Raw genomic sequence first — 11,039 nt, forward strand, 5'->3', positions numbered from 1 at the left:
ACATGGAAGAGCCGCAAGGTTTGGAGTGGACGGGTACTAACCGCCGAGAACTTAACACAACACTACGGCCAGCGAAAGCCGGATAGAACGAGACATTCACGCACGCTATGCGATTCTGAGACAACACGCTCAGGCTCGAACCCTCACCGGGAGCCCTGTCCGGGGTGACTGGTGGTGGTGTTCGCCGAGCAGACCCGTCTCGAGGGTTTGTTTGGTGGTGAGAGCGGAAGTGACACACCCGGTCCCATTCCGAACCCGGTCGTTACGGCTTCCAGCGCCGATGGTACTGCACCCGAGGGGGTGTGGGAGAGCAGGACACCGCCAAACATGAACATGAGAGAGAAGGCCCCCACCGCAAGGCGGGGGCCTTCTCCGTGCGCCCTGAATTCGTATTGCGCGATAGGATTCGGCCTGTGGTTGACCAGAGTGCCCGTCGTATCGGGGTGTTCGGCGGGACTTTCGATCCGCCGCACCTCGGGCATCTCGTCGCCGCCAGTGAAGCCGCATTCGAGTGCCGATTGGACGAAGTGGTGTTCGTCCCGGCCGGCGACCCGTGGCAGAAAGCCCATATCAAGGTCACCGATGCGGCTGCGCGGCTGGAGATGACGCGGCTCGCGATCGGATCCGATCCATTGTTCCGGGTGAGCACTTGCGACATCGACCGCGAGGGCGCCACGTACGCAGTGGACACGGTCGCCGATGTGCGCGCGGAATACGAAGGGGCGGTCGAGCTGTTCTTCATCATCGGCGCCGACTCCCTGGAGAACCTCCACACCTGGCACCGGGTCGAGGAGCTCGTGAAGGCCGTGAAGTTCATCGCGTTGAACCGGCCGGGGCATTCGCGGCGAGAGGTGGACACCTCGTTCGGCATCGACGTCGAGTTCATCGACATGCCGGCCGTGGACCTGTCCTCGACCGAATGCCGGCAGCGGGTTCGGGACGGGCAGCCGGTGCGGTATCTGGTGCCGGAGGCGGTCGCGGCGTTCATCGAGGACCGCGGGATGTACCTCGGCTGAAGGCTGGGACGTGTTGCACAGCGACCGGCGTGAAACAGGGAGGTCGGCGTCGGACCTCACGTGTAAAACTAGAGCTGAACCGGTGCACTGCCGGTGCAGATCCGTCGACAGGAGCGTTCGTGACCGCAAGCGAAACCGCCAAGACCCTGGCCTTCTCAGCAGCCCAGGCGGCGGCCGACAAGAAGGCCTTCGCCATCAACCTCCGGGACGTCACCTCGAAGATCGCGCTCACCGACGTCTTCGTGATCGTCTCGGCCTCGAACGAGCGGCAGGTTCACGCGGTCGTCGACGCGGTCGAGGAGCGGCTCATCAAGGAGCACGACACGCGCCCCCTGCGCCGTGAAGGCAAGGGCGGGGAGCAGTGGGTGCTCCTGGACTACAACGAGATCGTCGTGCACGTCTTCCACCAGGAGGCCCGGGTATTCTACGGCCTGGACGGCCTGTGGAAGGACTGCCCCGAGATCGAGTTCGTCGACCAGGCCGAGGCCGAGCGGGAGCGCCGTACCGACACTGGCGGGGACGAAGGCGGGGAAGCGCGGTGAACCGGCTCCTCGTCGTACGCCACGGGCAGACCGAATGGAACGTCGCGGGTCGCATCCAGGGCTCTTCGGACATCGACCTCGACGAGACGGGCCGGAAGCAGGCGGTCGAGGCCGGTCCCGAGCTGGCCCGGTACGAGCCGTCGCGGATCATCTCCTCGGACCTCCGGCGCGCCGTGGACACGGCCCGGCCGGTCGCGGAGATCACCGGGATCGAGATCGAGCTCGACAAGCGGCTCCAGGAGCGCGGTTACGGGCCCTGGGAGGGGCTGACGGGCTCGGAGATCGCTGAGCAGTTCCCCGAGGACCACCGGCGGTGGCGGGCCGGGGAGCCGTTGCAGCACCCCGAGATCGAGACCTGGACGGAACTGCACCGGCGCACGGCCGAAGCGGTGCGCGACATCATCGAGTCGGACGTGGAGGGGACCGCGATCGTGGTCTGCCACGGCGGCTCGGCGCGGCAGATCGTCGGCGGCATCCTCGGCTGGGACCAGGCGCCGACCAGCAGCCTCTCGGGCATGGACAACGCGCACTGGGCCGACCTGCGGCGGATGCGGTCGGGGAAGTGGCGCATGTTCGGCTACAACCTGGGCGTTCCGGCCCCGCACACCATCGGCGCGAGCCCGCTCGCGAAAGGCCAGCTGGCCCGGTAGCGCGGGGGTTTCGCGGCCGACTCCTGGACCCGGGCCCGCCCGGGGATTTACGCTTCGGTCGTGGTGCAACCGCGCCGGGACCGGAGGCGTCGAACCGTCATGGACACGCATACATCCCGAATCAGACGAATCGCGAGCGGCGCCGGGCTGGTGGCCGGCGGGCTGCTGCTGGCGCTGCTCACTGCGTGCGGTGCAGGCGGGGGCGGCTCCGAGGACGACGCCTCGGCCACACCCACGACCAGTCCCAGCGAGTCGCCGACCGGCGCAACGACCGAGGAGACCTCCGTGCCAGAGAACAGCCCGTCCCTGCCGCCGCTCGACGAATCCTCCAAGCCCGGGTCGACCTCGGAGCTGACGATCACCGGCACGGTCCAGTCGGGGGTCGAGTCCGGCTGCCTGATCCTCGAGCATGAGGGCACCGTGTACGGGATCTACGGCAGCTATGACTCGTCGATCGTGTACGCGGGAGCCGAGGTCACGCTCCACGGCGTGATCGACGAGGGCATGATGACGACCTGCCAGCAGGGCACCCCGTTCGTGGTCTCGGAGGCCGAGACCGCGGGTTAGGTACTGTGACCGGGTGACCGTCGTCGTCGTAACCGATTCCACTTCGGCCCTGCCTGCGGAGCTGCGCGCTTCGCACCGGGGCCTGACGGTGCTCGGCATCCCGGTCCTGATCGGCGGCGTCGAGCACCGCGAAGGCGTGGACGTCACCGGCGAGGCGATCCTGCGCGCGATGCGCGAGAGCCAGACGGTGACCACCTCCGGCCTGCCGCCCGAGGAGTTGAAGGCCACGTACACGCGGCTGCTCGACGAGGGCGCCGGCGGGATCGTCTCCGTGCACCTGTCCGGTCGGCTCTCCGGGACCGTCGCGGCCGCCGAGGCCGCCGCCGCCGGGTTCGGCGGCCGGGTCGCGGTCGTCGACTCGCTCGGGGCGGGCATGGGCGTCGGCTATCCGGCGCTCGCCGCGCTGGAGGCGGCCGAGAAGGGCCTTGACCTGCTGTCGGCCGCCGCGGCCGCGCAGGAGGCGATCGGGCGGACGACGACGTATTTCTACCTGGACACCCTCGAGTACCTGCGCCGCGGCGGCCGGATCAGCACCGCGAGGGCGATCGTCGGGACCGCGCTCTCGGTGAAACCCATTCTGGGCGTTGAGGACGGGCGCATCGACGTGGTCGAGAAGGTCCGGACTCCCACGCGCGGTCTGCAGCGCCTCGCGGCGCTCGCGGTGGCCGATGCGGGCGAGGCCGAGGTCGAGATGACCGTGCACCACTTGGGCGCCGAGCGGCGCGCGGAGGCGCTCGCGGGCTGGCTCAAGGAGCGATTCGAAGGCCGCCTGCGGCGGATGGACGTCACCGAGGTCGGCGCGGCCGTCGGCGCGCACTGCGGGCCGGGGCTGGTCGGCGTCATCACCCGCCGCCGGCCCCGGGTGATCTGACCCCTGCGAGGTGCGGCAGGCATTGTGCCAGGGCCGGAACCGCTCCGTCCACACTTCCCGGGGTTGTCCACAGGTGTCTCTGCGTTATCCACAGGCCGGAAAAATCGCAGTCACGGCCGTGACCATCGCTCGTTGACCCGGGTATGGAACGCGAACGACCACCCGAATCAGAGGCCCTTGCTGCGCGGCTGCGCCTCAAGCTCCATGCGACCGGCGACGGGGTCTGCAAGGAGACCGTCGACGCCGACAGCGGCGAGAGCCGGCCCGAACCGGTACCCGGGGCGCCGCCGGCGCGCCGGTTCGAGGACCGGCTCGAGCGCCTCCAGAACCGCTTCGGCCTCTCGCACCTGAACCGGTGGGTCCTGGCGATCGTCGGTGTCCTCGTCGCGGTCGTCGGCCTCTCGGTGACGATCCTGTCCTGGCCCGAATCCGAACCGGCCGCGACAGCTCCGGCGGCGGTGCCCGAGGCGGCGGAGCCGTCGCCGGAGACGATCGTCGTGTCGGTCGCCGGCGCGGTCAACAGGCCCGGGATCGTCGAGCTCGAACCGGGCTCGCGGGTCGCCGACGCCATCGAGGCCGCGGGCGGCCTCACCGAAGGCGCCGATCCCGGGTACCTCAACCTCGCCCGCGTGGTGGCCGACGGCGACCTCGTCGCGGTGCCCGACGCCTCGGCGTCAGGAGCACCACCGGCTCCCGGTGCCGACGGCAGCAGCGGCGGCGCGGGCGGGCTGGTCAACATCAATGTCGCCGACGCGCAGGAGCTCGACGCCCTCAACGGGATCGGCCCGGTGCTCGCCGAGCGGATCATCGAGTACCGGGAGTCCAACGGCAGTTTTCAATCCGTGGACGAGCTGTCCGAGGTCTCCGGCATCGGATCGGCGCTGCTCGAGCAGCTTCGCGAGCAGGTGACCCTGTGAGGCGCGCGGCGCGGACCGGGGCCGAGCGGGCAGGGGCCCGGTCGTGAGCGCCGAGTTCATGCTGCGGCCCGCGCCTTCCGAAGTGGTGCGGCGGGACTGGCGGCTGCCGCTCGTAGCCGCCGGCGTGTGGGCGGCGGCGCTGGCCGGCCTGTACGGCGGTGCCGTCAGCGGTCTGCTCACCATGGCCGGGTGCATGGCGCTGGCGGCGTTGGGGTTCAAGCACGATCACGGGTTCGGGGCGGCCGTCGCCACGGTCGCGTTCGGGGCCGTGCTCGGCGCGGGAGTGACGGCTGCGCATGTCGCCGTCCGCGACCATGCCGGGCTCGCCGCGCTGACCGCGTCCGAAGCGCACGGGGAAGCGGAACTGGTGGTGCACACGGTGCCGAAGCAGTCGACGCGTCGACCGGAGACGGTCACCGCGACCGCCCGGCTGCGTTCCTTCAGCGCCGACGCCGGGACCGTCGAAGGGAACTGGCAGGTCCTGCTCGTGGCGAGCGGCGGCGAGTGGCTGGAGGTCGACGCCGGGCAGCGCGTCACCGTCCCCGCGGTGCTTCGGGAAGCGGAGCCCGGTCGGCTCACGGCCGCGGTCGTCGGCGCACGCGGGCCACCCGAACTCGTCGGCGCGCCTACGCTTCCGCACCGGTTCGCCGCCCAGGTGCGCGACCGGCTCGCCGCGGCCGTCGAGGCGGTGCCGCAGCCGGAGGCCGGGCTGATCCCGGCGCTGGCGGTGGGTGACACGTCGATGATGGATCCGGAGCTGGCGGCCGATTTCCGGTCGACCGGGCTGGTGCACCTCGTGGTCGTCTCGGGGTACCACCTGAGCCTGATCGTCGGGGCGGTGCTCGCGGTGGCCGTGGCGTGCCGGGCCGGCCCGCGCGGACGGGTGGCGGCCGGAGCCGTGGCCGCGGCGGCGATCGTGGTCGTCGCGGGACCGCAGCCGAGTGTGCTGCGGGCGGCGGTCATGGCGGGGATGACGCTCCTGGCGCTGGCCGCGGGGCGGCCGCGGGCGGCGATGCCGGCCTTGGCCACCGCGGTCCTGCTGGTGGTGCTGGCGGATCCGGACATGGCCGCGCAGCCGGGGTTCGCGCTGTCGGTGGCCGCCTGTGTCGGGCTGCTGCTGCTGGCGTTCCGGTGGGCCACACCGCTGGAGCACCGCGACTGGCCGCAGCCGGTCGCGCTCGCGGTGACGATTCCCGTGGCGACCCAGGTGGCGGTGACACCGCTGCTGGTGGGGCTCGGCAGCGGGGTGAGCCTGGTGTCGGTGCCGGTGAACCTGCTGGCGGCGCTGGTGGCCGCGCCGGTGGTGGTGCTGTCGGTCGGTGCCGCGGCCGCGGCGGCGGTGTGGGTTCCGGCCGGCGAGGTCGCGGCGCAGTTGGCCGCGCTGCCGGCACGGTGGCTGATCTGGCTGGCGCGCACCGGAGCCGAAGTGCCCGGGGCGCTGCTTCCGGTTCCGGGCGGTGTCCGGTGGGGGATCGGGTCCGCAGTGGTCCTGGCGGGAGTGGTCGGTCTCCTCCATGTGCGGCGGCTGCGGCGTGCGGTGCTGGCGGTGATCGCGGCCGCGGGACTCGGCCTGGTTCCTGCGTGTCTCTTCACCGGCGGCGCGCCCTCCGGTTGGGTCGTCACCATGTGCGATGTGGGCCAAGGGGATGCGCTCGTGCTGCCGGCCGGGGACGCGGCGGTGGTCGTCGACGCCGGACCCGACCCGGCGCTGATCGACGCGTGCCTCGAGGCGCTCGGCGTGGAACGGGTGGCGCTGCTCGTGCTGTCGCACTTCCACATCGACCACACCGCCGGCATCGGCGGCGTGATGGAGGGCCGTGAGGTGGCCGCGATCCTCGCGCCGCCGCCGGGGGAGGCGCGGTACGGCTTCGCGCTCGTCGAGGAGCGGGCCGGTGCCGTGCCGCTGCTGGACGCGGTTCCCGGCGCGGTGTTCGAGTTCGGCTCGACGCGGTTGGAGGTGCTGGGGCCGCCCGCGGAGCCGCTGCGCGGCACGCGGTCGGATCCGAACAACAACTCCGTGGCGCTGCGGGCGGAGGTCGCCGGGACGAGCGTGCTGCTGTCAGGGGACGTGGAACTCGAAGGGCAGCGGGCGCTCCTGGACCGTGCGGCGGCGCTCGACGTGGACGTGCTGAAGGTGCCGCATCACGGGTCGTCGTTCCAGGTGCGCGAGTTCCTGGAGGCGTCCGATCCGGCGGTGGCGCTGGTCGGGGTCGGCGCGGGCAACGAGTACGGGCACCCGGACCCGGGGCCGCTCGGGATCCTGGAGGACCGGGGCGCGCTGGTCTTCCGCACGGACGAGGACGGCCGCATCACGGTGTCGCGGAACGAGGGACGGATCGAGGTGAGGACCGAGGACTGAAGTGAGGGATTGATTACGGGCGACGCCGTTCGGGTGATTGGAAGGAGGACGGGTCGCAGCGATCCGGCACGGGGCGTCATGAAGCGGGCGTTGGGAGGAAGGCGCCGGACCGGTCGCCGCCCTCACCGGGCGGCGCGGCGTGGGAGGATGGTGCCGTGGCTGCACTCGAACCCATCCGCCTGATCCTGGGCGATGACGAATTCCTCGCCGAGCGGGCCGCCGCCGACTACATCAAGGCGGTGCGCGCCGAGATGCCCGGAACCGACCCCGCCCCCGCCGTGAACCGGATCGCGGGCGCCGATCTCACCAGCGGTGCGCTGAACGAGCTCACCAGCCCGACCCTGTTCGGCGGTGCGGTCGTCGGCGTGATCGAGTCCGGCCAGGACGTCGACAAGGACACCATCGCCGCGGTCCTCGCGTACGCGAAGCAGCCCGCGCCGGACATCTACCTGGCGGTGTGCCACAACGGCGGCAACAAGGGCAAGGCGCTGTCGGAGGGGCTCAAGAAGCTCGACGTGCCGATCGTGCGGGTCTCGAAGATCAAGCGGCAGCCCGACCGGGTCGCGTTCGTGCGCGGCGAACTGCGCGACGCGGGCGCGTCGCCGCGGTCGGCCTCCGCGGAGATCGCGGACACGATCATCCAGGCGGTCGGCTCGGACCTGCGCGAACTCGCCTCGGCGTGCGCGCAGCTCGTGGCCGACACCGACGGGAAGATCACCCAGGAGAGCGTCGCCCGGTACTACTCGGGCCGCGCGGAGGTCTCGGGCTTCACCGTCGCCGACGCGACGATCGCCGGCGACGCGTCCGAGGCGCTGGGCGCGCTGCGCTGGGCCATGCAGGTCGGCGTCGACCCGGTGCCGATCGCGGACGCGCTCGCGATGGCGGTGCGGAACCTCTCGCGGGTCGCGGCCGAACGCGGCGGTGCCGCGCAGCTCGCCGGCCAGCTCGGCATGGCGCCGTGGCAGGTCGAGAAGGCCCGCAAGCAGGCCCGCAACTGGACCGCCGACGCCCTCGCGGAGGCGATGCAGGTGTGCGCGCGGCTCAACGGCGAGGTGAAGGGCGGCGCCGACGACCGCGGCTGGGCGCTGGAGCACGCGATCCTGCAGATCACCCAGTTGAGCGCGACGGGGAGGGGCCGTGTCTGAGTACCGCCACGGACGGGTCAGCCGCCCCCGCCGGCCCTGGTACTCGCGGGCGCTGGGAATCAGGCACCTGTACCTGTCGAACGTCATGTGCGTGCTGCTCTTCGAGGGGTCGGTCGCGCTGGCGGTGCTGATGGCGCTGACCGAGCTGGTGTCGTGGTGGGTCGTGCTCATCCTGCCGCTCGCGGTGGCGGCCATGGTGAAACTGAACGACTTCGTCGCCGGGGCCTTGAACCGCCACGGCTGACCGAGCGTCGATGTTCGGGTACGGCGAGAGCGGTACCGGGTCGACCCGGATGCACGGTGCCTCGAAGTGGTGGCCGCGTGGGCTCGGGGATTGGAGTACCACGGGCGGTGTGCGTCCCGGATGGTTTTCGGGCACGGCGAGAGGCAGACGAGGCCGGATCGAGTCGCCCCCGAGTCGATGGTGCCCGGCGGGTGTGACAACGCCGAAGCCTGCACGAGGGCGATTCCGGTGTGGTCGCCATCAGGCAGGGCAGAGCATTCAGGCCCGGTCATGGCGCCCGAATGAAGACTGCGTGCGAGGTGTGAGAGTGCTCCGGTTCGGAGCGGCCCGGCCCCGTGGCGGGATTCGCGGGCAGTGGCGGCGCGCCCGCCGGCGCGGGAAGAGACGTGGCCGTTCGGGATTCGCGGAGACGCCGAAGGCCCGGGGCGATGCCCCGGGCCTTCTGAAGCTTTATCGCCGGTCGGCGCGCGCTCAGGCGTTGGCGGCCAGCTTGTTGTAGGCGGCGGCGAGCTTCGACTTGCGCTGCGCGGCCTGGTTCTTGTGAATGACGCCCTTGGTCGCGGCCTTGTCCAGCTCGCGGCTGGCGGCGCGCAGGTGGGTCTCTGCAGCTGCGACGTCGCCAGTGGCCGACGCCTCACGGAACTTCCGGACGGACGTCTTGAGCGACGACTTCACAGACTTGTTGCGGATACGGCGCTTCTCGTTCGTCAGAATGCGCTTTTCCTTGGACTTGATGTTCGCCACGCGTGAAGCCTCAGTTTCGTGATTGCTTGGTTCCTTAATTGATCGCGTCAGAGGCAGAGGGCACTCCGAGCGCCTGTCAACGTTACCAGGACCCGAGCAACACGCACGCCCTGGGAGCATGACCGCGAGCCAGGTTACACCAGGTCGCGGCCAGCGTCCGCCTCCCGGTCCCCGGCTGTAGCCCCGGTAACTCCCCGGCGCTCGGATCGGCGGTCCCCGGGCGCCGGCGACGGCTCCGGGGCGGGCTCCGCCGCTTCGGCCGGCAGGTTCCTCCTGTAGTGCAGCGCAGGCAGAAAGACCTGGTCGATGATCTCCTCGATCGCCTCGTCGGCGATGGCGCCGGTGATGAGGAACTCATTGCGGGCCAGATCGATCGGCAGGCGCCGGAGCCGGTCGGTGAGCTGGGATTCGGTGATCTCGCCCCGTGCGACGGCGCGGTCGAGCACGGTCTCGTTCATGAGCTCCACCAGCCGGTCGATGAACTTGTGGAGGAACTCCCGGCGGAACGTCGGATAGTGCGTGACCTCGCCGACCAGCGTGACGATGACGATCGGCCCGACCGCGCTCATCCGGTCGCGGAGCTGGGTGAGCAGCTCGACGGCGTCCCCGCGGAGCGACCCGGTGTCGGGGACCGACTCGACGGTGGGCATGCGGCTGACGGCGCAGGCCATGATCAGCTCGGTCCGGTCCGCCCAGCGCCGGTACAGCACCGGCTTGCTCGTGCCGGCCCGCTTCGCCACTCCCTCCATCGTGAGCTTGGTGAAGCCGACCGCTTGGATCTCCTCCCACGTGGCGTCGAGGATCGCCTGCTCGAGGACTTCACCTCGCCGCCGGACGGCGGGCGTGCGTGACATCAGCGACCCTCCTAGATACTGACCGTTTCTTATGGTATATCTAATCCTATCTAAGATACTGGCCGTATCTTACGAAGGATTGGAAACCGTCATGACCACCTCTACACCCGCCACCGCAACGAACACCCCGATCGGGCGCGTGATCGGCCTCAGCGTCGGCCTCGCGCTCATCGTCGGCGTCATCACGCTCGCCTTCGCCTGGCCCTCGGCCGACATGGGCCCCAACGAACTCCCGATCGCCGTCGTCGGCCCCGAAGCGGCCGCCGAGCAGGTCCAGGACCAGCTCGACGAGGCCCAGCCCGACGCCTTCGACGTCACCGCCGCCGCCGACGCCGGCGAGGCCGAGACGCTCATCCGGGAGCGCGAGGTCTACGCCGCCCTCCAGATCGCCCCCGACGGGGTCACCGTCTACACCGCCTCGGCCGCCTCGCCCGTGGTCGCCCGCCTCGCGACGGGCATCGCCGACCAGATCGCCGCCCAGATGGGCCAGGCGAGCGGGCAGACCGTCGAGGTCACCGTCGACGACCTCGTGGCGCTCCCGGCCGACGACCCGAACGGGGCCGGCCTCTCCGCGTCCGCACTGCCGCTCGCCATGGGCGGCATCGTGGTCGCCGCCCTCATCGGACTGACCGTGCGCGGTTCCGGACGCCAGGCCGCGGCCGCGATCCTCGCGCCCCCGGCCGTCGGCGCGGCCGTCGCGGCCGTCCTGCTGTACGTCCTCGAATCGCTCGACGGCGACTTCCTGCCGATCGCCGGCGCGCTCGCGCTCGCGATGGCGGCCACCGCGTGGTCGATCATCGGCCTAGTCAAGCTGCTCGGCCGCGCCGGACTGGCGCTCGGCGCGGTGATCGTGATGCTCGTCGGGAACCCGCTGTCGGGCATGACCAGCGCGCCGGAGATGCTCCCCGCGCCCTGGGGCGAGTTCGGCCAGTACCTGACGCCGGGCGCGGGCGGGACGCTGCTGCGTTCGACCGCGTACTTCGACGGCAACGGCGCCTCGACGGCGGTCTGGGTGCTCGCCGCCTGGCTCGCCGCCGGCGCCGTGCTGTTCGTCATCGGAGCGGTCCGGGCCAAGGTCAGGGCCGTCGGCGCCGACGAACCGGAGCGCGCCGAGGTCGCCGTCTAGCACC

12 protein-coding genes and 1 rRNA gene are annotated in these 11,039 nt (G+C 71.2%); 11 read left to right on the top strand and 2 right to left on the bottom strand.

What is annotated here, in order from left to right; all coding sequences use genetic code 11:
- The first annotated feature begins 210 nt into the window (after positions 1 to 210).
- The 10 genes from rrf to GFD30_RS21840 all read left to right on the top strand — a co-directional run bounded on the left by rrf (position 211) and on the right by GFD30_RS21840 (position 8,311).
- Positions 211 to 327 (top strand): 5S ribosomal RNA (gene rrf, locus GFD30_RS21795).
- A gap of 47 nt (positions 328 to 374) precedes the next feature.
- Positions 375 to 1,016, top strand: coding sequence for a nicotinate-nucleotide adenylyltransferase (nadD, locus tag GFD30_RS21800; RefSeq protein ID WP_322633488.1), 642 nt, complete (start codon positions 375 to 377; stop codon positions 1,014 to 1,016).
- A gap of 119 nt (positions 1,017 to 1,135) precedes the next feature.
- Positions 1,136 to 1,558 (top strand): ribosome silencing factor, encoded by a 423-nt coding sequence (gene rsfS / locus GFD30_RS27250; protein ID WP_322633489.1) that lies wholly within the window; start codon positions 1,136 to 1,138, stop codon positions 1,556 to 1,558.
- On the top strand, positions 1,555 to 2,208 hold the full coding sequence (locus tag GFD30_RS21810) for a histidine phosphatase family protein (RefSeq protein ID WP_194202065.1): 654 nt from the start codon (positions 1,555 to 1,557) through the stop codon (positions 2,206 to 2,208). The genes rsfS and GFD30_RS21810 overlap by 4 nt, the downstream gene beginning before the upstream one ends.
- A 285-nt stretch (positions 2,209 to 2,493) precedes the next feature.
- A complete protein-coding gene (locus GFD30_RS21815) occupies positions 2,494 to 2,775 on the top strand; it encodes a hypothetical protein (RefSeq protein WP_227996828.1) in 282 nt (93 codons plus the stop codon).
- A 13-nt stretch (positions 2,776 to 2,788) separates the two neighbouring features.
- Complete coding sequence (locus GFD30_RS21820; RefSeq protein ID WP_322633490.1) at positions 2,789 to 3,646, top strand: DegV family protein; 858 nt, start codon at positions 2,789 to 2,791, stop codon at positions 3,644 to 3,646.
- Positions 3,647 to 3,789: 143 nt separating this feature from the next.
- Positions 3,790 to 4,563, top strand: coding sequence for a helix-hairpin-helix domain-containing protein (locus GFD30_RS21825; protein WP_153027284.1), 774 nt, complete (start codon positions 3,790 to 3,792; stop codon positions 4,561 to 4,563).
- 43 nt (positions 4,564 to 4,606) lie between these two features.
- On the top strand, positions 4,607 to 6,922 hold the full coding sequence (locus GFD30_RS21830) for a ComEC/Rec2 family competence protein (protein ID WP_153027285.1): 2,316 nt from the start codon (positions 4,607 to 4,609) through the stop codon (positions 6,920 to 6,922).
- A 155-nt stretch (positions 6,923 to 7,077) separates the two neighbouring features.
- Positions 7,078 to 8,067 carry a DNA polymerase III subunit delta gene (holA, locus tag GFD30_RS21835; RefSeq protein WP_322633491.1) on the top strand — a complete coding sequence of 330 codons (990 nt, stop codon included), beginning with the start codon at positions 7,078 to 7,080 and terminating at the stop codon, positions 8,065 to 8,067.
- Complete coding sequence (locus GFD30_RS21840) at positions 8,060 to 8,311, top strand: hypothetical protein (protein ID WP_153027286.1); 252 nt, start codon at positions 8,060 to 8,062, stop codon at positions 8,309 to 8,311. The genes holA and GFD30_RS21840 overlap by 8 nt, the downstream gene beginning before the upstream one ends.
- A 471-nt stretch (positions 8,312 to 8,782) precedes the next feature.
- Here GFD30_RS21840 and rpsT read toward each other — a convergent pair whose 3' ends face one another.
- Complete coding sequence (rpsT, locus tag GFD30_RS27630) at positions 8,783 to 9,055, bottom strand: 30S ribosomal protein S20 (protein ID WP_322633492.1); 273 nt, start codon at positions 9,053 to 9,055, stop codon at positions 8,783 to 8,785.
- A 134-nt stretch (positions 9,056 to 9,189) separates the two neighbouring features.
- Positions 9,190 to 9,909: a TetR/AcrR family transcriptional regulator gene (locus GFD30_RS21850; protein WP_153027288.1), complete on the bottom strand. Its 720-nt coding sequence runs from the start codon at positions 9,907 to 9,909 to the stop codon at positions 9,190 to 9,192.
- 91 nt (positions 9,910 to 10,000) lie between these two features.
- On the opposite strand from GFD30_RS21850, the gene GFD30_RS21855 reads away from it, so the two are divergent.
- Positions 10,001 to 11,035, top strand: a complete 1,035-nt coding sequence (locus GFD30_RS21855) for a YhgE/Pip domain-containing protein (protein ID WP_194202066.1) — start codon at positions 10,001 to 10,003, stop codon at positions 11,033 to 11,035.
- The last annotated feature ends 4 nt before the right edge of the window (positions 11,036 to 11,039 follow it).

The sequence above is a fragment of the Glycomyces albidus genome (assembly GCF_009451885.1).
Classification (GTDB): domain Bacteria; phylum Actinomycetota; class Actinomycetes; order Mycobacteriales; family Micromonosporaceae; genus Glycomyces; species Glycomyces albidus.

What these genes read in the sequence shown, in the direction of transcription:
- GFD30_RS21825 (WP_153027284.1), top strand. Translation starts at nt 3,790, where the DNA reads ATGGAACGCGAACGACCACCCGAATCAGAGGCCCTTGCTGCGCGGCTG.
- GFD30_RS21855 (WP_194202066.1), top strand. Translation starts at nt 10,001, where the DNA reads ATGACCACCTCTACACCCGCCACCGCAACGAACACCCCGATCGGGCGC.
- GFD30_RS21850 (WP_153027288.1), bottom strand. Translation starts at nt 9,909, where the DNA reads ATGTCACGCACGCCCGCCGTCCGGCGGCGAGGTGAAGTCCTCGAGCAG.